Source organism: Pedobacter sp. KACC 23697 (assembly GCF_045348445.1).
Taxonomy (GTDB): domain Bacteria; phylum Bacteroidota; class Bacteroidia; order Sphingobacteriales; family Sphingobacteriaceae; genus Pedobacter.
In genome coordinates this window covers 2,672,433-2,694,600 of record NZ_CP157485.1, presented here as the reverse complement: position 1 = coordinate 2,694,600, position 22,168 = coordinate 2,672,433, and the positions used below count along the sequence as shown (strand labels likewise).

20 protein-coding genes are annotated in these 22,168 nt (G+C 37.8%); 7 read left to right on the top strand and 13 right to left on the bottom strand.

The annotated features are described in order from the left end of the window. Positions 1-53: 53 nt before the first annotated feature. The 3 genes from ABEG20_RS10770 to ABEG20_RS10760 form a co-directional block, all read right to left on the bottom strand. A complete protein-coding gene (locus ABEG20_RS10770; RefSeq protein ID WP_406827375.1) occupies positions 54-557 on the bottom strand; it encodes a dihydrofolate reductase in 504 nt (167 codons plus the stop codon). 80 nt (positions 558-637) lie between these two features. Next, positions 638-904, bottom strand: coding sequence for a four helix bundle protein (locus ABEG20_RS10765; RefSeq protein WP_406827391.1), 267 nt, complete (start codon positions 902-904; stop codon positions 638-640). 213 nt (positions 905-1,117) lie between these two features. After that, positions 1,118-1,912, bottom strand: a complete 795-nt coding sequence (locus ABEG20_RS10760) for a thymidylate synthase (protein WP_406827374.1) — start codon at positions 1,910-1,912, stop codon at positions 1,118-1,120. Between the two features lie 203 nt (positions 1,913-2,115). Between ABEG20_RS10760 and ispE the strand changes: the two genes are divergently transcribed. From ispE to ABEG20_RS10745, 3 genes are all read left to right on the top strand, one after another. Next, positions 2,116-2,919, top strand: a complete 804-nt coding sequence (ispE, locus tag ABEG20_RS10755; RefSeq protein WP_406827373.1) for a 4-(cytidine 5'-diphospho)-2-C-methyl-D-erythritol kinase — start codon at positions 2,116-2,118, stop codon at positions 2,917-2,919. A gap of 79 nt (positions 2,920-2,998) precedes the next feature. After that, complete coding sequence (locus tag ABEG20_RS10750; RefSeq protein WP_406827372.1) at positions 2,999-3,415, top strand: OsmC family protein; 417 nt, start codon at positions 2,999-3,001, stop codon at positions 3,413-3,415. 122 nt (positions 3,416-3,537) lie between these two features. Beyond that, on the top strand, positions 3,538-4,704 hold the full coding sequence (locus ABEG20_RS10745) for a trans-sulfuration enzyme family protein (protein WP_406827371.1): 1,167 nt from the start codon (positions 3,538-3,540) through the stop codon (positions 4,702-4,704). A 74-nt stretch (positions 4,705-4,778) separates the two neighbouring features. On the opposite strand, the gene ABEG20_RS10740 is transcribed toward ABEG20_RS10745, so the two are convergent. Next, a complete protein-coding gene (locus ABEG20_RS10740) occupies positions 4,779-6,035 on the bottom strand; it encodes a hypothetical protein (protein WP_406827369.1) in 1,257 nt (418 codons plus the stop codon). A 384-nt stretch (positions 6,036-6,419) separates the two neighbouring features. Between ABEG20_RS10740 and ABEG20_RS10735 the strand changes: the two genes are divergently transcribed. Further along, positions 6,420-7,142, top strand: coding sequence for a pirin family protein (locus tag ABEG20_RS10735; protein WP_406827368.1), 723 nt, complete (start codon positions 6,420-6,422; stop codon positions 7,140-7,142). Between the two features lie 59 nt (positions 7,143-7,201). Next, the gene (locus ABEG20_RS10730; protein ID WP_406827367.1) at positions 7,202-7,498 is read left to right on the top strand and encodes a hypothetical protein; all 297 of its coding nucleotides are present in this window, start codon (positions 7,202-7,204) and stop codon (positions 7,496-7,498) included. Positions 7,499-7,839: 341 nt separating this feature from the next. On the opposite strand, the gene ABEG20_RS10725 is transcribed toward ABEG20_RS10730, so the two are convergent. The 5 genes from ABEG20_RS10725 to tgt all read right to left on the bottom strand — a co-directional run bounded on the left by ABEG20_RS10725 (position 7,840) and on the right by tgt (position 16,839). Next, complete coding sequence (locus ABEG20_RS10725) at positions 7,840-8,124, bottom strand: hypothetical protein (RefSeq protein ID WP_406827366.1); 285 nt, start codon at positions 8,122-8,124, stop codon at positions 7,840-7,842. A gap of 3 nt (positions 8,125-8,127) precedes the next feature. Beyond that, entirely contained in the window at positions 8,128-10,932 is a 2,805-nt protein-coding gene (locus ABEG20_RS10720) for a TolB family protein (RefSeq protein ID WP_406827365.1), read from the bottom strand. 2,790 nt (positions 10,933-13,722) lie between these two features. Beyond that, entirely contained in the window at positions 13,723-14,601 is an 879-nt protein-coding gene (locus ABEG20_RS10715) for a DMT family transporter (protein ID WP_406827364.1), read from the bottom strand. 2 nt (positions 14,602-14,603) lie between these two features. After that, positions 14,604-15,707 carry an LptF/LptG family permease gene (locus tag ABEG20_RS10710; protein ID WP_406827363.1) on the bottom strand — a complete coding sequence of 368 codons (1,104 nt, stop codon included), beginning with the start codon at positions 15,705-15,707 and terminating at the stop codon, positions 14,604-14,606. A 1-nt stretch (position 15,708) separates the two neighbouring features. After that, a complete protein-coding gene (tgt, locus tag ABEG20_RS10705) occupies positions 15,709-16,839 on the bottom strand; it encodes a tRNA guanosine(34) transglycosylase Tgt (protein WP_406827362.1) in 1,131 nt (376 codons plus the stop codon). A gap of 42 nt (positions 16,840-16,881) precedes the next feature. Here tgt and ABEG20_RS10700 point away from each other — a divergent pair, with 42 nt between their 5' ends. After that, the gene (locus ABEG20_RS10700; RefSeq protein ID WP_406827361.1) at positions 16,882-18,099 is read left to right on the top strand and encodes a glycosyltransferase; all 1,218 of its coding nucleotides are present in this window, start codon (positions 16,882-16,884) and stop codon (positions 18,097-18,099) included. A 25-nt stretch (positions 18,100-18,124) separates the two neighbouring features. Further along, entirely contained in the window at positions 18,125-18,760 is a 636-nt protein-coding gene (gene rsmG, locus ABEG20_RS10695; RefSeq protein ID WP_406827360.1) for a 16S rRNA (guanine(527)-N(7))-methyltransferase RsmG, read from the top strand. Here rsmG and ABEG20_RS10690 read toward each other — a convergent pair whose 3' ends face one another. From ABEG20_RS10690 to ABEG20_RS10675, 4 genes are all read right to left on the bottom strand, one after another. Then, complete coding sequence (locus ABEG20_RS10690) at positions 18,761-20,161, bottom strand: M56 family metallopeptidase (RefSeq protein ID WP_406827358.1); 1,401 nt, start codon at positions 20,159-20,161, stop codon at positions 18,761-18,763. It lies immediately after the preceding gene. Beyond that, positions 20,161-20,532 carry a BlaI/MecI/CopY family transcriptional regulator gene (locus ABEG20_RS10685; RefSeq protein ID WP_406827357.1) on the bottom strand — a complete coding sequence of 124 codons (372 nt, stop codon included), beginning with the start codon at positions 20,530-20,532 and terminating at the stop codon, positions 20,161-20,163. Before ABEG20_RS10685 ends, ABEG20_RS10690 begins: the two co-directional genes overlap by 1 nt. Before the next feature lie 177 nt (positions 20,533-20,709). Continuing rightward, positions 20,710-21,684 carry a M28 family peptidase gene (locus tag ABEG20_RS10680; protein WP_406827356.1) on the bottom strand — a complete coding sequence of 325 codons (975 nt, stop codon included), beginning with the start codon at positions 21,682-21,684 and terminating at the stop codon, positions 20,710-20,712. Between the two features lie 151 nt (positions 21,685-21,835). Beyond that, on the bottom strand, positions 21,836-22,021 hold the full coding sequence (locus ABEG20_RS10675) for a hypothetical protein (RefSeq protein WP_406827355.1): 186 nt from the start codon (positions 22,019-22,021) through the stop codon (positions 21,836-21,838). Between the last annotated feature and the right edge of the window lie 147 nt (positions 22,022-22,168).

Genomic DNA, 22,168 nt, shown 5'->3' with positions numbered 1-22,168 from the left:
TAGACCCTGAAATGAATTCAGGGTGACGACCCTAAAACAAGGTATTTTAGTCGCTAAATCCTTTCTAAAACCTCAAAAGTATAATCGTACTTGTTTTTTTCATCCGCTTTGTGTGTTTCGCTGCTAATCACTTTCCATTCTTTCCTGTCAATTTCAGGGAAAAAAGTATCGGCATCAAAGTTATGATGAATAGTAGTGAGATATAATCTATCCGTTTTAGGTAGTGCCTGTTTGTAGATTTCGGCACCACCAACAATAAATACCGGTTTCTCTTCAGATTTGGTAATTTCTAAAGCCTCGTCCAGGCTGTTTACTACTTCAACACCCTCAATTTTTAAATGGGTGTCGCGCGTAATTACAATATTTCGGCGGTTTGGTAATGGTTTACCTACCGAATCAAAAGTCTTACGGCCCATAACAACGGTATGCCCGCTGGTGGTTTGCTTAAAAAACTTTAAATCGGCTGGCATGTGCCATAAAAGCTGGTTGTTTTTGCCTATTGCGTAATTTTCGCCAATGGCTACAGCGATGGAAAGGTTTTTTGGTTCATTGGTCATTAGTCATTGGTTTATTAGTATCTGCACGGTGTGTTAAGCAAAGTTTGTTAGGCCAGATTCCGACATGCATCAACGATAAGTTAAAATTTGTTTAGATTTTTGCCGATATACTTAATATAGGCATTTAGTTTTAAATGCATTGTTTGCAGTTCTGCATAAAGCGCTGCGTAACAATCTTCAGATATCAAATTTCTATTTTTTGATTTTCTCAGAAAGGATTTTACTTCTAAAACTGAGCCCCTGCTGTAATAGCAAAAGTTTTTATTCTCTTTAAAATGATATCTGCCGTAGCCTTCCGCTATGTTGGCACTAATAGAATCAGCTGCTCTGCATATTTGCTTTCCGATAGTATCTTTCGCAAAATAATCCCATCACATAACAATGTCCCCTATTTTATCAGAAATTGACTCTGAAAGATTATAAACTTCTAGATCCTCTAATTTGTAATTCATTTTTCATTTAGTTTACCTGAATTTATATTTCGGGATGATTTATAAAGTCAGCTGCTTAATTCTGCACCCAAACAAATGAACAATTGGCTAATGACCAATAAACAAATATTATACCGCAACAATACCTTTAATATGCGGATGCGCTTCGTAGTTCTCCAATGTAAAATCCTCAAATTTAAAATCAAAAATGCTTTTCACTTCAGGATTGATTTTCATGGTTGGTAGTGGTTTTGGCTCCCGGCTTAATTGCAGGTTAGCCTGCTCGATATGGTTGTTGTATAAATGGGCATCGCCAAGGGTGTGGATAAAATCTCCGGCTGCCAAACCGCAAACCTGTGCCACCATCATGGTAAGCAGTGCATAGGAGGCAATGTTAAAAGGTACACCAAGGAAAATATCTGCACTTCGCTGATATAACTGGCAGCTTAACTTCCCATCAGCCACATAGAATTGAAAAAAAGCGTGACAAGGCGGTAAAGCCATATTTTCGATTTCGGCTACATTCCAGGCCGAAACAATAATCCTGCGCGAATCGGGATTGTTTTTGATCGTATTGATGATATTGGTGATCTGATCGATATGCTGCCCGTCTGGTGTTGGCCAGCTTCTCCATTGCGAACCATAAACAGGCCCCAGGTTGCCGTTTTCATCGGCCCATTCGTCCCAGATACGTACACCGTTATCCTTCAGGTATTTAATGTTGGTGTCGCCGGTTAAAAACCAGATCAGTTCGTGTATGATAGATTTTAAATGCAGTTTCTTTGTAGTTACCATCGGAAAACCCTCCTGCAGGTTAAAACGCATCTGATAGCCAAAAACACTTATGGTTCCGGTGCCGGTACGGTCGTGCTTTTGAGCGCCATGATCCAGCACATGCTGCATTAAATCTAAATATTGTTTCATATTACTGTGATAATTTACAAATATCTAAAATTTATCAAAAGTTGAATATTTTAGTTATTGACACTATGCACTTTTTAAAATTTATGAATTCATTACTTTTGGATACTTTGTTATGAAAACATAACATTGTATGTTTGCAATGAAGGTCGTTGCTGTTTTTGCAATTAGGACTCCAGACTGACGACTCAAGACTTCAGACTAATATGCTATCTTTTCCCAACGCAAAAATTAACTTAGGTTTAAATATCACCGAAAAACGTGCTGATGGTTACCACAATCTCGAAACCGTTTTTTATCCGATTAATATTAAGGATGCGGTCGAAATTACGGATGCTGATGAAACCTCATGCAAAATTCACGGTATCGGTATTCCTGGCGATCCTAACGATAACCTCTGTTTTAGAGCCTATCAGTTAGTGAAAAGAGATTATGATATTCCTGCACAGCAGATCAATTTGCTGAAAAACATTCCGGTTGGTGCAGGCTTGGGTGGAGGATCAGCAGATTGTGCCTTTCTGATCAAACTGTTAAATGATAAATTCAGGCTGGAAATGTCTGTTGATAAAATGGAGAATTATGCCCGCCAGTTAGGTGCCGACTGTGCATTTTTTATTGAAAATAAACCAGTTTACGCATTTAATAAGGGTGATGAATTTGAGCGGTATGAAGTAGATTTGTCAGCCTGGTTTAAAGTTTTGGTGAAACCGCCTGTACACGTGAGTACGGCCGATGCTTATGCACATGTAAAACCGCAAAAACCTTTGCAATCGTTAAAAGAAATCTTACATTTGTGCTCAACAACATGGAAAAATAAGGTTATCAACGATTTCGAACTATCGGTATTCGCAAAGTATCCCCAAATTCGTCAAATAAAAACCAGTTTATATGATGCAGGCGCAACATTCGCTTTAATGAGTGGTAGCGGTTCGTCGGTTTTTGCAATTTTCGACCATCCGGTTAAATTGCCCGAACTGGAAAAAAACAACTTAGTTTATTATAATATTTAAATAGAGCTTAAAGGTTAAAGCAGAAAGACTAGAGCAAATGTGTCTTGATTCTTTATACTAAATACTCGATACGAATAAAATGAATATAAATCTAGTCCGCAAGAGCGGTAAATTTAATTTTGAGGCAGAAAATGAGAGCGGTTTTACTGTAGAGTTGGATGCAAAAGCTGCTATTGGCGGTGAGGGAAAAGGGTTCAGGCCAATGGAGATGTTACTTATCGGATTAGGTGGCTGCAGTGGTATTGATATGGTAAACGTACTTACTAAGCAAAAAGAACCATTAAACGACATTAAAATTGCTATCAACGCTACCCGTAAGGAAGAAGAAATGCCCCCGATTTTTGATGTAATCGATATTCACTTCGATTTGTTTGGGGATTTAAGCATCCAAAAAGTTGAACGTGCATTAGCCATGACTTTCGATAAATATTGCTCGGTATCTAATATTTTAGGCCGATCAGCAAAAATTAACTTTACTTATAAAATAAACAAATAGAGAATAGGGTATCAAGTAGCAAGTATCAAGAAGGAGGGACGTTATAAGCAATATGCCGGGCTTGATATGCTAATCTTGATACTAAAGTCTTGATACTTGATACTCAAATCTTGATACTAAAAATGAAATCCGAAAATTTTGAAACCATAGCTATACGCACACAAACCGAACGCAGCTTACATAAAGAGCACTCATCGCCAATTTATCTTACCTCGAGTTATAAATTCGATGATGCGGAAGAAATGCGTGCGCTGTTTGCCAATGAAAAGGAGGGCAATGTATATAGCCGTTATTCAAATCCAAATACTTCAGAGTTCATCGAAAAAATGTGTCTTTTGGAAGGTGCAGAGGATGGCTTTGCAACAGCTACCGGTATGGCGGCCATTTTTACTACATTTGGTGCTTTCTTGAAAAATGGCGATCACCTGGTTTCCAGCAGATCGGTTTTTGGTTCTACGCACCAATTGTTGACCAATGTTTTTTCTAATTGGGGAGTAACTTTCGATTACGCAGATTTAGACAAACCGCAGGACTGGGAGGCTTTAATTAAGCCAAACACTAAAATGATTTTTGTAGAAACCCCATCCAATCCCGGTATTGATATCATTGATCTTGAATTTTTGGGCAATCTGGCTAAAAAACATGATATTTTGCTGGTTGTTGATAATTGCTTTGCCACACCGTATTTACAACAGCCGATTAAATCTGGTGCGCATATTTCTATCCACTCGGCTACCAAATATATTGATGGTCAGGGGCGTGTGTTGGGAGGGATTATCTTAGGCACTAAAGAACTAATTGCAGATGTGATTGGTTTTGCCCGTCACAGCGGACCAGCGTTATCGCCTTTCAATGCATGGATATTATCTAAAAGTTTAGAAACTTTGGCTATCCGTATGGACCGTCATTGCGAAAATGCTTTAAAAGTTGCTGAATACTTAGAAAAACACCCCAAAATTAAATTGGTTAAATATCCGTTCCTGCCTTCGCACCCTCAATACGATATTGCTAAAAAGCAAATGAAACAGGGTGGTGGCATTGTAACCATTGTAGTTGATGGTGGTATAGATGCTGCACGTAAATTTATGGATGGTCTGCAGCTATTTTCAATCTCGGCAAACCTGGCTGATACCCGCTCTATAGCAACACATCCGGCAACAAGTACGCACAGCAAACTGACCGAAGCGCAGCGTAACGAAGTCGGAATTGAACAGGGATCTATCCGTTTATCAATCGGTTTAGAACATATTAATGATATTTTAGCAGATATTGAACAGGCTTTGGCTTAGTTTAGACTTAAAAATAAATAATGAAAAAGGGAGCTGTAAACACAGCTCCCTTTTTTTGCTTTAGGTCAATATCATTATTCATATTTAGAAAAATCAACTGCAAATATGCAGCGGTTAACCTGACTGCCATTGTTAGCACCGGCGTTAGGTTCAAATTCTGTTAAACTCCATAAATATCCATATTGCGTTTCAAAATATAATGATTCGGCTCCATAAGGCCACCTGTATCTTATCGCATTGGTGTCGCCATCGGTATATCTGGCAAGGCGGGCAGTTGATCCGAATGATTCGCTCGGTGATCCCGTGCAGGAAAGCCATGTTCTGTTGCCTTTTCTGAAAACACCCTGTATGCCATGTGCATGATCGGAAGCAAACAGATTATTTTTAGGGATCACGGTTTGTATACCAGAATTTTGCAGTTCTCCAGAACTGTTAATTGGAAATCCGAATATTTTGGGTACAATTGAGGCATCGGCGCTGCCAGCATAATATTGGCCCGTCCATAGCTGGTTGTTTTCGTAATTTACCTGTACTGTAGAAAATGGACTTGCATCATTGATTTTATAATAACCTACTTGTGGGAGGATATACCTGTAATTAAAAGCATAAAGGTTACCACTGGCATCTTTGCCACATTTATTTTCGGTGCCGGTTCCAGAACTTACTTCGATAATTTTATCTAAATCAAATACCCTTAGGCCTAAGCTTGTACTGCTTAAATAAATCTTACCATTAAAATAAGCGATTCCACCTGCATGGACATTTAATGGTGCATACAAGCTGTATTGTGTATAATCTAACGTTCCTGTTGGAAGGGAAGGTTGTACCAGTAAAATGTGCCTGTAAGTTAAATAAGTGCTCGAACTCGGACTAATATCGATGAGGCTTATTCTAGATCCTTTGCTTTCAGCCGCATCTTTGGCGTACCAGCTCACCAGCAAGTAACGCACACCATTCCTGGAGAAACCTGCAATACCCTGAGGTCGCCAAATAGAAGTGGTTTCATCATCTTCATTCCATCTGATACCCCTTACCCTGTTTTCTTCGGGCACATTAAAGCCATATACCTCAGTATAAGCACTACCACCAATGGCCTGGCGGTTTTTATCAATTTGTGTAGGGTTTAAAAATGAAAAACCGGCGCTGATATAAGCCGATGTATTAGAATAAGTATTTACGCTTGCGGCAGCGCTAACTGCTTCGGTACCGGCCATCAACATGTTTTTGTCGTGGTTTGGCGTACTGGTCTGATCTGCTGTCGAGGTGTTCTTTTCGCAGGAGAATGTTAATAGGCAGGACACCAATAGCATCCCGATCATATTTTTTTGCATGAGTTTACAAGGTTGATTGTTATGGTAAAGTAGTAACAAGTTTAGGGGTTAGATATAAACTTTAAACTGAAACGGTGTTAAGAATTGGTTATGTTTAAGATTTTTAGCTTATCAGTAGCTATCGCAATTAAGCCATGATTTCATCATAAGTGCGGTTTCCTAATTACATTACAAATGAAATAAAACTTTGGATATTCACCAGCGCATAAACTTCAGGATTTCCACAGATGAACTAAATTCGTGATGTGAGTACCGCTAACTTTATCTTGCCTGAACTCCGATTCTCCGCTCCACACTTTTCGCCCAACTCACTTCTTACCCTACATCAATGCACAGTAAGCTTCACGGTATTAACTTTGTTTCATAAATAAGAAAAGGAAATTTATGTCACAGTTTATTTTGCACAAAGAAAACACCCGCGGTCATGCTAATCATGGCTGGCTAAATGCACACCACTCATTCAGTTTTGCTAATTACTACAATCCGGAAAGGATGCATTTCGGGGTTTTAAGGGTTTTAAATGATGACTTGATTGATGGTGGTATGGGCTTTGGTACCCATCCGCATGATAACATGGAAATTATTACCATTCCGTTGGCAGGTGCAATTGCTCATAAAGATAGTATGGGTAATTCGGCAGTAATTAAAAATGGAGAAATCCAGGTGATGAGTGCCGGAACTGGTGTGAGCCATAGCGAGTTTAACGCTGATGCAAACGAGCAATTAAATTTATTGCAGATCTGGTTGTTCCCGAACAAGAAAAACGTTACACCACGTTACGATCAGCAGACATTGGATGTTGCATCTAGGCACAATAACTTCCAGCAGATTTTATCGCCAAATGCTGATGATGCCGGTGTATGGATCCATCAGGATGCCTGGTTCTCGTTAGGTAAATTCGATGCCGGATTTGAAACTGAATACAAAATCAAAAAAGCAGGTAATGGTGTTTATGCTTTTGTAATCAATGGCCAGGTAACCATAAACGGGCAGGTGTTGAGCAAAAGAGATGGTTTAGGGGTGTGGGACACGGACAGTATTAGTTTTAAAGCCCAAACTGCAGATGCAGAGGTTTTATTGATGGACGTGCCGATGGAATTGAAATAAAATAATTTAATCAAACCTCGCAGGTTTTAAAACCTGCGAGGTTTATTTAGGTAAAGAATATGCAAACTACCATACTTTATATCGGCAGGGATACTGAGATTACAACTGTGATGAACCGCTTGTTGAATGCAAGGCCAGAGTGGAAGGGTATCTGTGTATGCACGGATGAAGAAGCGATCAAGATTTGCCAAACCAATGAAATAGATTTGGTACTCTTGGGAAATGGCATTGATGCCGCATGTGAAAAAGCATTAAGAGTAAGGCTAACCGGGCTTAAACCAAACGTGAAAATTATCCAGCACTATGGTGGGGGAAGTGGACTCCTTTATGGCGAAATAATGTCGGCACTAAATTAAGTAAAGAAATATTTTTTACACTTTGCTATTACTCCCTCCAATAGCTGCAGTTGCTAATCCACCTAAACGGGATTGCAGCGATATCCTTTTAAAATTAGCACCTGCTTCCGTTTCACTGTGATGCTAAGGTACGAAGCATCTGTAAGCGATGAAACAGATGCTTCGTACCTCAGCATCACAATTGCATTTTAAAAGATTTAGCGAAAAGCCCGACTGTCAATCAATAGCGCTGCAGGACTTGATTTTCAAAACACTTTAAGCTAATCTCATTAAAGCTAGTTGTACGCAGCAAAAATAAACCTTGATGGTCTGTGAGACACAGACCATAGAATTTTTGGGCTTTAGCTAATGTAATCTCTATCCTCGTCGCTTAAGGTATTTTTATTTTCTATCGTAGTTTGATTTCTCTCCATCTCGTCATCGTAACTGCTTATTGTTTTCCGCGGACGGCCTACAACGAAGCCGATGATAAAACCTACGATGATGCAAACGCCTATAACGATCAGCTTGGATACCTGAACATCGTTTGCAACGATAAAGTTAAATGGAACCTCATCACTATTCAAAAATAAGAAGGCGGTTAATAGTGCCGTTAATATGATTATCGAGATTGTTTTTGCGCTCATGTTTTAAAAGCTATAGTTAAATGAAAACTCTAATATCGGATTTTGATTGTAAATCTGGTTAACAAAAACCAATCTTGCCCCTAAATCTGCAACAGGTTGATAGCGTAAAAGGTTTACGCTCGTGTTTAATTCTACGCCATAAGTTTTTGGATCGTTAAAGGTTGTGCCCTTGCCGATGTTCTCATAGTGGCAAAATAAACCCGCCCTTAAATTTCTAACATAAGCAAAAGGACCTAACTCCCAATCGGGAAAAGCAAATGGGAAACGATAATTGAAAAGCAGACTATTTTGTAGTTTGCTTTTAGCTAAGATATTGTTGTATCCATAAACCGTTGCGATCTCTGTTGCGTACTGATTTACCCCGGTTGCTTTTTGATAATTAAAGCTGGCCAGGAAGGAATGGTTTTTTGCTAAGCCCGGGAAGTACAGGAAGCTTTCGAGTGCCAGGATTTCTCCTTTTAAATTTTTGTCGAAGGGCTGGTGATTGTAAGTTGCCCTGAGCACCTGTGCCCACCTGGGCGCAATATCTCTTTCGGTAGTGCGTACACTGTGGTTGAAAGTGAAATTATATTCCATCGGAAATTTAAGCTCCCGGATAAAACCAGAAGGCATGTTTTCTGGCATGTATCTTTGCGTAAAACTGGTTGCCGTATTCAGGGTAAAAGCATAGTTGTGATTGCGTGCATTAAACGATAATGGAAGGGATGCATTAAGTTTGATATAATTCTCACGCCAATCGCCTTGTTGTACCGGATTTTTAGCACGGTAGAACGTGCGTTTAGGTCTGTTCCGGTATAAGATGCTCAATACGGGGTAAAGTGCTTTATAGCTAATGTCTGCAGTGTATTCAAAGCGCTTTAAATCCCGGTGGTATTTAGCCCCCGTGTAGAAGTTCATCGTATTCAACAAATTATTAGATTCCAGTTGCAGGCCAAAAATATATTCGTTGTCTATAACGGGAACAATGCTGTGTACGCTGAAAAGATTTAATGCGGTATGGTACCGCTTAGAAGGGTATATACTATCGGGAATATTTTCAAAAACATTACCAACATTTTCCTGCTTTTCTGCTGCTGCAGCAAAATCAATAAAATTATTTTCGCCTACCGGTTTTTCTGTAAGAGTGGCTTCTGCGATTTCATATCCGTTAATTTTGTAATCATTAAAAATGATTTTTCCATCAGGGGTTTCGGTAGGGTTGAAGGCACCGTATTTGGCTGCGGTTAATGCACTAATTTTTTTTGAAGTGGGATCAATTTGGTAAATGTTATTGATGCCATTGAAATGTGCATTAAAAACAATTTTATTATTGATAAATACCGGACGATTGAGTTGTTGACGACTGTTAGAAATCAATGCTGATTTTTTTTCTCCATCTATCAGCCACAAACTTTTTCCTTTTTCTGTTACGCCGATATAGGCGATTCTATTTCCTGATTGATCGAACGACGGGGTTTGCAGGATTTCATTTTCAGGATTTGGATAAGTCTTTAAAATTTTTCCTGAACCTGCATCCAGTTCAACCAGGTTAAACTGATTGTTCAGTTCCACTTTTGAAGCAATGATTCTTTTGCCATCATTGGATAAGCTGGGAGAAAAAAGTCTGCTCCTGCTACTTAATTTTTTGAATTTTTTGGTCTTCAAATTATAGGAGCAGATTACACTATAACTTCGCTGTTTATACCTTGGGTCGTAGCGGATTTCATCCCAGACTAGTAAGTCGTTTTTCAAGCTAAACCAAGGCTGTTCCTGATAGCCGATTCCGAATAATTTCTGCTCTGATTTATCATCGTTAATTATCACGAAATATCTGGCATCTGTCTTGCTTTCTTTTAGTGCTAAAATGTGTTTTTTATTGAGTCTTACAGGAAAGAAATAATCGGTTGCCAAATCTGTCTTTTTATTTAAGCGCTCATAATTTTCTGTAACCGATTTTTCTTGTTGTATTTTCCATTCTCCAGCAAGTTTGTTTTGGGTGGAAAGAAAGTAGGCGCTGGAATTTTGTTTGGTAAATTTTTTTAAACTCTGCGAAAAGGGATAAAGTCTTAAAGGTCTTTTTCTAATGTCGCTAAGTATACTGTCGGAAATAAACTGCCCGTATTTTTCTTTCATATCCGATACCATCAAATACCCGGTTTGGTAGTAGCCAGGCGTTACGTCTTTATTAGAACCAAAATAGGCTTTACTGTAAGATATTTTTCTTCCTTCTAAAATGGAAGCCCGGTATGGCATGATCCAATTGGGCTGCCTCCCTCTGCCTGAATTGGTCAGCGCCGTTTCATTTACTACCGCATCGCCCTCGAAAAACCAAATCGGGATGGCCGCACCAAAGTAAGCGAAGTAAGCCAGTTCAGGGAAAGGATGTGCTTGTGTTCCTGTCAATTTGTCAAACTGGGCAACGTGTCTAAGCTCATGTACGGCCAGGTTGTTTAACCAATCCTGACTATCGAAAAATTGAGGTGGGGTAGCATAGAATTCAGACTTCTTAGGAGCAAGCTGTACAAATCCATTTGCAATGGTTCCGCGGTTCTGGAGAAGGAGGGGGATGGCCGTTTTTTGTTGCCTTAAACTGAGTCCTACTTTGGGGTAAATGAAGGGTAGGGTATTAGCCATTCTTTGCGCTTCTTTCTCCAGTTCTTGTGGGTAGATGATTTTAAAGCCACCAGAATAAATATAGTTCCATTTTACACTAAGTGGGTTTTGCGCAGTGCTGAAAATCTGACCAGAAACAGATAGCGAAGTAATACTTAAACTTATTGATGCTAAGTACTTGATAATTAATTTTTTGTTTGATATTTTTAAGTTCATCTAAATTATTTGCTAAAATATTTAGTTTTTTAAATTTTAAAGTGATCTACAGATGTAAATTTTTAATTTATATTTTTTATAATAAGGTGTTGATTTATAGTTTTTAATAAAATTTAAATGAATTCAGTAAATGTTAAGTTTATTGAATTTTTTAACCTGATTTTACGTCAGATTTAGGCGCTTCATCACATTTTTTATCAATGATTATTAACTGATTTAATTTACACTTATTAATCGATTTTCTTCGAAAATTTTTGCTTCTATTTAAATTTCAGTATGAATTTTATAATGGGGTTTTTGTTCTGAAAATGGAACCCAGGTTTTGTGAATTTCAGAATCCTGCCTAGTATTATGTAAGGACTTAAAAATTACCCGGCATATTTAAGCAGGAGGAGAATAATCTTCACTTCTGAATTGATTTCTTCGCAGTCTGAAATGGGATCTCGAGCAACGTCAACTCGGAGAATTTATACTACCAAATGCATGAACTGATGCCGATTCATTATCTGGTTTTATTCTGATCAGAATATTTTTATGACAAAATGTCTTTAAAATGATTTGCGTAATTCAGTCTGTTTTTTTTATTATTAAGGATGGATTTAACTTTCATAACCTGCAATTTTTAAATTCTGGTAATTCCGAATACTAAAGTTTAGCATTAAAATTTCGGTTTTTTGTAAGTAAAATCAAGTTTTTAGCATCAAAATTCTTCACTAAATTTTAATTCAGGTGTCCCATTTTGTATGTTTTTTTAATGTTTTTGGGCCTTAAATTGTCAATTTTTTATCTCGGTAATGCGATTTCCCTGCGATATTCTCGGGTAAAGTTCATTGGGATATCTTTTTTGTGAAAAATTTATTTTTATGTTAAAAAGGCTTTTATTGTTGTTTGAAGGCACTTTTTGGTTGTTTTTGTTTGTTATTTCATAATCGGCGGATTAGTCAAATTTTGGCGCTTTTCTGAGTGATTTAGGCTAAACCTGAATAATTAATCAGGTTTTTTTTACAAGATATTTTCTAAATATTATGTTTTTAAAATCTAAATTTTTCAGCTTAAAACAGGCAGTTTTGGGTGACGCTGGTAAACAGATCGAAAGCTATAATATTTGCATATTTCACTTTAGTTGTATGTATTTAGTTGATGGCATTCCATCATATTTATCCTTTTTTTGGAGAATTTAAACTGGATTTTTTTCTTAGATTTTACAGGAATTTATTTGATGTTTTTTAGGCCGTTTTTATGAATTTGAACCTTAATTTGTCAGGCTTTTAAATGCTGATTATGTTTCGTTTTTATATCTTTTTCATAAGTATTTCTATGCTATATTTTAGCGATTATTGTGTGCTGTTTTTAGTCTTAAAATGATGGTTTTTTGATTTGATTTTTTAGTTGTATTTCTTTGTTTTTTTGGCTTGCTCACTATTGGATTTTACTGTTTTAATTTTACTCTGTTTATCAGTTGTTTTTGATGTTCTTTTTGTTTTTAGATTATACTGTATCAGCGTTGTGATCCTGTGGTTTTATTTAGGTTTTTTATCATAGGTATAATAATATTTTATGGTTGATATGAGGCTGATAATTTAGCTTTACAACAAGAGCTTTTTTTTGTTAGCTACCTCATTTTATTGACAGTGAATTTCTATGTTGATAAGTGAATTAATAAAAAAATATTCAATTTATCTTGTCATGTATTGGAAGTGGTTAGCTTTGATTAATTTGGATACTGGAGTATAAGAATACAGTAAAATGGTATGAGTTACCTGATAATATTATCATTTCGGTCGGATCCGATAGCGATCGGTTGGAACACGCGGATAAAATCTGCTTGAAGAGCTTTCCACTTCGCCTTGCTCCGGTCGGGATGACGCGCCGTTTTTAAGATACTATTAGTGATAGTGGCAGGTAAATTAGTTGAGTTTCTGAATGCCTAATAATGCGATATTGGTTTAAATAGATCTCTCGATTTCGTGTTGCTCCGGTCGGGATGACGTGCCGTTTTTAAGAGGGATATTCGTAATAGTAGCAGGTAGATTTGTTGAGTTTCTGAATGCTTAGTGAGGCGAAATTAGTCTGGAAAAATCTCTCCACTTCGCGTTATTCCGGTTGGGATGATGCGCCGTTTTTATTAGCGCTATTAGTAATAGTGGCAGGTAAATTAGTTGAATTTCTGAATGCCTAATAATGCGAAATTGGTTTAAATAGATCTCTCCACTTCGCCTTGCTCGGGTCGGGATGACGCGCCGTTTTTAAGAAGGCTATTAGTGATAGTGGCAGGTAGATTTGTTGGGTTTCTGAATGCTTAGTGAGGCGAAATTAGTCTGGATAAATCTCTCCACTTCGCGTTGTTCCGGTCGGGATGACGCGCCGTTTTTATTAGCGCTATTAGTAATAGTGGCAGGTAAATTAGTTGAGTTTCTGAATGCCTAATAATGCGATATTGGTTTAAATAGATCTCTCGACTTCGTGTTGCTCCGGTCGGGATGACGCGCCGCTTTTTAAGAGGGCTATTAGTGATAGTTGCAGGTAGACTTGATGAGTTTCTGAATGCTTAGTGAGGCGAAATTAGTCTGGATAAATCTCTCCACTTCGCGTTGTTCCGGTCGGGATGACGCGCCGTTTTTATTAGCGCTATTAGTAATAGTGGCAGGTAAATTAGTTGAGTTTCTGAATGCTTAGTGAGGCGAAATTGGTTTAAATAGATCGCTCCACTTCGCCTTGCTCCGGTCGGGATGACGCGCCGTTTTGATGAAAGATGTATGTCGTATTGTTGGGTAATTTACCAATAGGATTCTACAGCTTATTCTTTCTCTTTTTGTAAATAGGATATAAGAATATCGATCCTAAAATAATCGTTGCCCCAATATAAAACCCACCGGTCATTTGTTCTTTGCTTTGAAAGAAAATAAAAGCTAACACTATGCCATACACAGGTTCCAGATTGGTAATTAAAGCGACTCTGAAAGCAGATAGCGTTCTCATCACAGCAACCCCGGCAACGTAAGCTACGGATGTGCATAACGTACCTAGAAGCGTGAGATAGAACCAGTTTTTAGCGCTTAGGTTGAATGCGGTGTGCAACAGCGAGCCATCATATAAACGATATAACGTGATCCAAAAAAAAGCACCAACAAGCTCATAAAAACTAATGATAGAAGGTTCGCTTTTTTGTACCAGTGTGGAATTTATAGTTGAAAAAAGACTCGACGCAACTGCCGCTAACAAACCAAAGATAATTCCTAAAGTATACTGGCCTTCGAATTTAAAGATCATATATATCCCTAAGATGATTAGTAAACCGATTAAGATATCGCCTGGTTGTATGGGTTGTTTTTTGATCAGTGGTTCTAAGATGGCTGTAAATAGCGTAAAAGAAGAGAGGCATACCAGGGTTACGGAAACCGTAGAAACTTTGATGGCATGGAAGAAAAATATCCAGTGGATGGCTACAATCCCGCCCGTTAAAAAGAATTGGACAAACTGTTTCTTACTAATTTTAATATCCTTTTTAAGGATCAAAAACCAGGCTAAAAGTGTAACTGCGGCAATCAATACCCGGTACCAAACCATAGGAACTGCAGCTATGGAAATCAATTTACCGAGTACGCCCGTAAAGCCCCAGACAAATACGGTAAGATGAAGAATGAGTAAATTCTTTTTGGTAGTGTCCATCACTATTTTGGTGCTTTTCTTAAAAGGTAAAAACCTAACAAGCCAAAGAATAGTGTTGGCATAATAACGGCAGCAAAAGGAGGTAATCCACCTTTAGTTGAGAACATTTGGGTGAACTGATTGAATACGATATAAGCAAAGCTAATGAAGATCCCGATACCTAAGGATACACCCACGCCTCCGCGAACCTTACGCGACGACAGCGCTACGCCAATCAGCGTTAATACGAAGGCGGAAAGCGGGTGTAGATAACGTTTGTATTTCTCAAACTGAAGGTCGTTCATTACACCTGTTCCGCGGATTTTTTCTTTTCTGATCTTATCCGTAAGTTCTTTAGTGGTTAAATTTTGCACCACATTATCATAGGCTGAAAAATCATCCGGGCGCATATCCAGGATGGTATCCTTAAGCTTGCCATTACCATAAATCATGGTTTCTTTCAGGCCATCTATCTTGCGGATGGAGTAGTTGCTCAATTGCCATTTACGCTTAAGTGAGTCCCACTTTATATTTTCTGCAACGATCTTTTTGGTCAGCACGTCCCCACTAAAATTATCCAGAGAAAACCGGTATCCTGAATTCGTTTTGTTGTCGAAATTATCAATATAGATATAGGTTTTGTCATCCAGTTTCATGTGGATTTTGGATTTTGAGGAGGGATCATTACGTTTTACATACGTATTCTCGAAGCTATTCTTTAAGGTATTGGTATAAGGGAGGAGGTATAAATTTGAAAGAAGGTTGGCCGAAAAAATAATGGTGGCCGATACCAGGTAAGGAAATAAAAACCGGTTAAAACTCACACCACCGCTTAAAATCGGCACAATTTCGGTCTGATCGGCCATTTTAGCCGTAAAGAAAATTACGGCAATAAAATTAATCAGTGGCGAAAGCATATTCACATAGAAAGGAATAGAACCAGCGTAATATTTAGAGAGGATTCCCCAAAAACTTAAACCGCTTTTCATAAAATCATCCATTTTTTCCGACAGGTCAAAAACAACAATAATGATCACAAAAATGGCAAGGGTGTAAATAAATGTACCCAAATATTTCCCGATAATATACTGATCGATGATTTTTATTCTACCTTTTAACAGATTCATTTTATAGCTTATTGCCTAACACTTTAACCATTTTGTTTTTCCACTCATAAAATTCGCCTGCAATGATTTTTTCCCTGGCCTGTTTTACCAGCCAAAGATAGAAATGCAGGTTATGTAAGGTAGCAATTTGAGCGCCAAGCATTTCATTGCTGTGTACCAGGTGCCTTAAATAAGCTTTGGTAGTTACCTGATCGGCATGCAGATCGCTATCTGCATCTAATGGAGAAAAATCATTCTCCCATTTTTTGTTCCTGATATTTATAATACCATTCCTGGTAAATAACATCCCGTTTCTTGCATTTCTGGTTGGCATTACACAATCAAACATATCTACCCCTAAGGCAATATTCTCTAAGATATTGATCGGTGTACCTACACCCATTAAATAACGCGGTTTTTCTACTGGTAATATGTCGCATACCACTTCTGTCATCGCATACATCTCTTCGGCAGGTTCTCCAACTGATAAACCACCAATGGCATTGCCTTCGCGGCCCATACTGGCAATAAATTCTGCCGATTTAATTCTCAGGTCTTTATATACAGAACCTTGAACAATAGGAAAAAGTGTTTGATCGAAGCCATATTTAGGTTGAGTATTATCAAAATGGGTACAGCAACGTTCCAGCCAGCGGTGGGTCATTTTGATAGATTTGGCAGCGTAAGTGTAATCGCATGGGTAGGGTGTGCACTCATCAAAAGCCATAATGATATCAGCACCAATGGTACGCTGAATATCCATGGCATATTCAGGTGTAAAAAGATGTTTTGAGCCATCAATATGCGAACGGAAAGTAACTCCTTCCTCCTTAATTTTACGCACTTTACTTAATGAATATACCTGGTAACCACCACTGTCGGTTAAAATAGGGCGGTCCCAGCCGATAAACTGATGTAAGCCACCTGCTTTTTCAAGGATATCAAGACCCGGCCTTAGATAAAGATGGTAAGTATTTCCGAGAATGATTTTTGCGTCAATATCATCTTTAAGCTCGCGCTGGTGTACGGCTTTAACCGTTCCGGCTGTGCCCACAGGCATAAAAATTGGGGTTTGTATTTCGCCATGGGCAGTGGTAACCGTTCCGGCCCTGGCTTTAGATAGTGGATCGTTAGCCTGTAAACTAAATTTCATATTGTATTTTCCTCGTCAAAAATCTGCCAAAAATAGCAAAAATTGAGGGCATATTTTTGTTTAATTTTTTATCCACATAAAAGTGATTTACAGATTAAAAATGAGAAATTTGCGCCTATTTATTTTACCATTGTGATATTAACCCCACTTGAAATTATTCTGCTCTCGATATTGGCATTTTGCCTTTTGGTTCAGTTCTATTATGTACTGTTTGTTCATTTAAAGCTGGCCAGGGTAAGCATTGAAGAAGTGCCTGTATCGGCCAGAAAACCCATCAGTGTAATTGTTTGTGCCCGAAATGAAATTGTTAATTTAACGAAGTATCTTCCTGTATTATTGAGTCAAAATTACCCTGAATTTGAGGTTGTGGTGGTTAATGATCGTTCCTGGGATGGTACGGAAGAGTTTTTAGAAGCTTTTGAAAAGAAGCATCATAACCTTAAGGTAGTTAAAATTTTAGATAATGATAAATTTATTGCCGGCAAGAAATTCGCCGTTACCATGGGGATAAAAGCAGCTAAATATGATTGGCTGGTATTTACCGATGCCGATTGCGTGCCTGCAACTGAAAACTGGCTGATGGATATGCAGCAACCTGTTGATGAGCAAACGGAAATGGTATTGGGTTATTCGCCATACCTGAAAAAGAGAAGCCTTTTAAATGCCTTGATCCGTTTTGAAACCTTTTTTACTGCGGTTAATTACCTTTCTTTTGCTCTTAAGGGCATGCCTTATATGGGAGTTGGGCGCAACATGGCCTATAAAAAATCGCTGTTTTTTAAAAATAAAGGCTTTGCAGCGCACATGCATATTCCATCTGGAGATGATGATTTATTTGTAAACGCACATGCCAATAAATATAATACCGAGATTCGGATACATCCTGATAGCCATGTGTGGAGTGAGCCAAATAAGACCTGGGCAGGTTATTTGAGGCAGAAAAAGCGTCATTTTGGGGCTGGAAAGCTCTATAAACCGAAACATCAGTTTATTTTGAGTCTTCAGATTATTTCCCAGTTTCTGTTTTACGCTTTTTTTGCTGTATGCATGTTTTTAAGTCGTGAAGCGCAATATGTAGCGCTGGGAATCTTGGGACTAAGCATCATGATCAGGTGTTTTATCTATCCAAAACTACTTAAACGGTTAAACTATGGCGATTTACGTTGGTGGTTCCCGATTTTAGATATACTTTTGTTTCTGTTTTTAACCCTAAACGGATTTTTATCCATGTTCGGGAAGAAAAATGTAAAATGGAAATAGTTCATAATCCTTTAGTTATTGCAATATGCCTGATGTAAAGCCAGATATCATCTTAAAATATTTTCCGGATCTAACTGAAAAACAGCTTGAGCAGTTTTCGCGGTTGTTTGATCTTTATAGCTTCTGGAATGCACAGATCAATGTAATTTCGAGAAAAGATATAGAAGAATTGTACGAACGCCATGTGCTCCACTCCCTGGGTATAGCTAAAATCTGTACGTTTAAAGCGGGCGAATCGGTACTGGATGTAGGTACGGGAGGAGGCTTTCCAGGTATTCCTCTGGCTATTTTGTTTCCTGAAACACAATTTTACCTGGTTGATTCTATCGGAAAAAAAATTAAGGTAGTTAAAGAAGTGGCTTCGGCACTAGGTTTGGAAAATTTGCATGCCGACCACCTAAGGGCTGAGCAGGTTAAAGAGAAGTTTAATTTTGTGGTGTCGAGGGCGGTTACCCGTTTAGGCGAATTTTATCCATGGATACAGGGTAAATTTAAAAAAGATTCAATAAATGCTATTCCAAATGGCATTTTGTACCTAAAAGGTGGGGATTTGGCAGAAGAGATCAAGGAATCAAAACTGAAAGCAGAACTATATCCGCTTTCAGCTTATTTTGATGAAGATTTCTTTGAAACGAAATACGTGGTTTACGTACCGCAATAGTTATTGTTTTTTGCTCGGGTATCCTTCAATGGTAATTTCTTCCATCTTTATTCCTTTTACCTGTTTAACAGGAACTTGTATTTTATTACCTGTGCTTGGATAACCAACAACAGTTACCGATTTTACATCCTTTTGCCCTGCCGGTGAGGTATTTTTAATAGATTGTGCCCTATTATTATCATTGATTACCGAACTAACTTTAATGGTTTCGCTGTCATTTCCACTTTTGATTGGTCTTACCTCAACGGGTGGAGGTGGCGGAACTGATTTCTTGCTGTCTTTTTTAACAACAGGTGGAGCAAATCGAATTTGATTCCCTTTTTGTTCAGTAATCTTTTTTGCTTTTAAGGCGTGTGGTTCTACTGGTGGCGGCGGTGGTAATCTTCTGTCATTCTTTTTGATCATAGGCTCATTTATCTTTATTTCTGTTATTTTTTTGGATTGGGATGAGCCCGGTTCTTTTGGAGGTGGAGGAGGTAGCCTCTTTTTGTCAGATTTTTTCCTGGTTGTGTCCTGTAAAACAATGGTTAAACTTTGCTTTTTTTGCCCCAGCTGAATGGTGCTGTAGTCTTTTGTAAATGCCGTAGTCGATAAACAGAGCATAAACCCGGCTAAGGGGATAATGAACAGCAGTTTGAGCCTTGCCCATTTTGTTGATTTGGTTTGATTTAACATACTTATTCTATTTTTTAGTAGTGACGAATTAAAGAAATGATTGCTAAGTGTCACAGATTGATTCCCGTAAGAATTTTGAATCAGGAACAACGCATAATCGTATTTTGCCATGTCTTTTTTAGTGGTCGCCTCATCGGCAAGGTATTCATGCACGAGCTTGATATCGTTCTTGATGAAATAGATAACCGGATTGAACCAACTGGAGATCTGTATCAGTTCGAATAATATGATATCGAGACTATGTTTTTGTTTGATATGGACCATTTCGTGTTTTAACACGGTAGCTTTTTGGTTCATCTCCGGATCAATAAAAAGTAGATTGAAGAATGAAAATGCAACCTTTGAATTTTTGATTTCGATAAGTGTGATGCTATCTTCTCTACGTTTATGGGCATTTCGCATTAATTTTACCAGGTATCTTAGGCCCCATAAAACTTTTAGTATTAAAATTGTTGAAATGGATAGATATAATGCTAAAAGAACATTTTCCAGCGTAAAATAGGATTTAGGTTCGTCAATACGAATATATCCTGTATAGTGGAAAACCATTTCCTTCATCAAAAAACCCAGCTGAACAAACGGAAATACAAAAGCCAGGATCGAACTGAAAATCAGATAAGACCTGTTTAACCCATAAAAGGTTTCCCTGTGGAGAAATAACCTATAAAATCCATAAAACAGGATCAGGTATAGATTTGCTTCGAGTAAATAATATAGCCAGCTCATCACTTGTCTTTTTTAAGTTTCTCTGCCAATTGGATAATTTCGTTGAGTTCTTCTGTACTCATGCTTTTTTCCTTTACCAGAAAGGATACCAGGCTTTCGTAAGAGTTTTCGAAATAATTGTTCATCACCTTGTCGAATGCAAAACGTTTATAATCAGTTTCTTTAACAATAGGGAAATAGATATGTGTATTACCAATAGCTTTATGGTCAACAAAGCCTTTACCTTCCAACACCCTGATTACGGTAGAAACCGTATTGTAGGCTGGCTTGGGTTCATTCATTTTTTCGATAACATCTTTTACCAGGGCTTCACCCATTTCCCAAAGGATGAGCATTACCTGTTCTTCTGCTTTTGTGAGTTCTTTTATCATAGCAACTATTTTTGTAGTTTGGTTAAATGAAGTTAGCTACTATAAAAATAGTTTGCAAACTATTTTTATAGTTCTATTTTAAATGTCTGATAATCAGTATTTTATTTTTTGTTTCTAAAAGCAGAGAGCATAAAAAAACCTGCCGATAGGGCAGGTTTCATCTTATTTTATGATTTTTTAAAATCTTTCCGATTTTTTTGGATTATCCATCATAATCATCTTATCCTTTAACAGCTGTTGTAAACCAGTTTGTTTGTCGATATTTTTTACAACATCCAATACGGCACTCGCAGCATTACTGAAAAATGGTTTGGTGATGGTAGCATATTCGTCGCTGGCTTTATGGTAATCTTTATGATCTTCAACTCCGAAGTACAAAAACGGGATATTTTTTGCATTAAATGCACCCTGGTCGCTTTGGTTGGTCCAGTCATCATGGCCTTGTTTAGGGTCATCATGTCCGAAAAGTAGTTTGATATTGGTTTTAGTCGTATCTACATATTTCTTTAAATCGGGATATTTAAATGTTCCGCATATATACAGTTCACCTTTATCACTATGACTGATCATATCCATATTTAAATCAACAGCAATGGTATTAATGGGCACAGGTGGATTACCTACAAATGCCTTTGCACCCTGTAGACCCATTTCTTCCGCATCAAAAGCAGCGAAAATAATGGTGTTATTCGGCTTGTTTTTTGCAAAATAGGCGGCGATTTTCAATAAACCTGCCGTTCCCGATGCATTGTCATCAGCACCATTATAAACTTCATCCTTAATTACCCCCAGATGGTCGTAATGCGCTGAAACCACAATTGCATTGGTACCTTTGCCAGGGATGTAACCAATAATATTGGTTCCGTTTACTTTTACACCATTTCTGCCATTAAAAGTGAATTCCTGTGCGTATTTTACATGCTGGGGGTAGGATTTTAAACCCAATTTCTGAAACCGTTCTATAATATAAGCTCTGGCCATTTCGGCACCTTTTGTACCCGTCTTCCTTCCCTGATAAGCGTCAGATGATAATACTTCAACATCTTTTAATAACTGGGTATCTAATTTGCCAGAAGCAGTATTATTTTGATTTTTTACTGATGAACAGCAGCTGAACATCATGGCTAAGGGTAGGATATATAGAATTTTCATGAATTAAGGTTATAGTATGATAGAATCGTCATGCTGAATTTATTTCAGCATCTTTCCTGCAATATAGACCCTGAAATGAATTCAGGGTGACGGATCTAAATTTAAGTTTTAATTGGAAATCTTTTAATATAATTAATTGTCAAACGCAGGTTTAAAGATCGTTAAAATCATCTGGAATTGATATCTTGCCTTTAAACGCACCAGGAATCCTTTTAGCATGTACTGGCCTATCTTCCATTAAAATGGTGACTATAACTTCCGTTTTGGTCTGTACAGGCGCTTTTTCTTTCAGCGTTATTTTTCCTTTTTCGTAATATCCTTTAACTGTGGCTAACATATCTTTGGTGTTATTAACAAATATACATTTTTCAGTACGCTATTCCAGCGCTGTTTTTTGTGCTGTATTGCGTTTCTAAACCTGATGGGAAAGGAATACTTTTTATTTGCGGCAACTTTGCAAACGTTGTCATGCTGAGGTACGAAG

Bases quoted from the DNA above. Each gene is read 5' to 3' on its own strand.
- ABEG20_RS10750 (WP_406827372.1), top strand. From the start codon at position 2,999: ATGAATATAAATCTAGTCCGCAAGAGCGGTAAATTTAATTTTGAGGCA.
- ABEG20_RS10720 (WP_406827365.1), bottom strand. From the start codon at position 10,932: ATGAACTTAAAAATATCAAACAAAAAATTAATTATCAAGTACTTAGCA.
- ABEG20_RS10710 (WP_406827363.1), bottom strand. From the start codon at position 15,707: ATGAATCTGTTAAAAGGTAGAATAAAAATCATCGATCAGTATATTATC.
- ABEG20_RS10680 (WP_406827356.1), bottom strand. From the start codon at position 21,684: ATGAAAATTCTATATATCCTACCCTTAGCCATGATGTTCAGCTGCTGT.
- ABEG20_RS10715 (WP_406827364.1), bottom strand. From the start codon at position 14,601: ATGGACACTACCAAAAAGAATTTACTCATTCTTCATCTTACCGTATTT.
- ABEG20_RS10685 (WP_406827357.1), bottom strand. From the start codon at position 20,532: ATGATAAAAGAACTCACAAAAGCAGAAGAACAGGTAATGCTCATCCTT.
- tgt (WP_406827362.1), bottom strand. From the start codon at position 16,839: ATGAAATTTAGTTTACAGGCTAACGATCCACTATCTAAAGCCAGGGCC.
- ABEG20_RS10730 (WP_406827367.1), top strand. From the start codon at position 7,202: ATGCAAACTACCATACTTTATATCGGCAGGGATACTGAGATTACAACT.
- ABEG20_RS10725 (WP_406827366.1), bottom strand. From the start codon at position 8,124: ATGAGCGCAAAAACAATCTCGATAATCATATTAACGGCACTATTAACC.
- ABEG20_RS10690 (WP_406827358.1), bottom strand. From the start codon at position 20,161: ATGAGCTGGCTATATTATTTACTCGAAGCAAATCTATACCTGATCCTG.
- ABEG20_RS10760 (WP_406827374.1), bottom strand. From the start codon at position 1,912: ATGAAACAATATTTAGATTTAATGCAGCATGTGCTGGATCATGGCGCT.
- ABEG20_RS10745 (WP_406827371.1), top strand. From the start codon at position 3,538: ATGAAATCCGAAAATTTTGAAACCATAGCTATACGCACACAAACCGAA.
- ABEG20_RS10735 (WP_406827368.1), top strand. From the start codon at position 6,420: ATGTCACAGTTTATTTTGCACAAAGAAAACACCCGCGGTCATGCTAAT.
- ABEG20_RS10740 (WP_406827369.1), bottom strand. From the start codon at position 6,035: ATGCAAAAAAATATGATCGGGATGCTATTGGTGTCCTGCCTATTAACA.
- rsmG (WP_406827360.1), top strand. From the start codon at position 18,125: ATGCCTGATGTAAAGCCAGATATCATCTTAAAATATTTTCCGGATCTA.
- ABEG20_RS10770 (WP_406827375.1), bottom strand. From the start codon at position 557: ATGACCAATGAACCAAAAAACCTTTCCATCGCTGTAGCCATTGGCGAA.
- ABEG20_RS10675 (WP_406827355.1), bottom strand. From the start codon at position 22,021: ATGTTAGCCACAGTTAAAGGATATTACGAAAAAGGAAAAATAACGCTG.
- ispE (WP_406827373.1), top strand. From the start codon at position 2,116: ATGCTATCTTTTCCCAACGCAAAAATTAACTTAGGTTTAAATATCACC.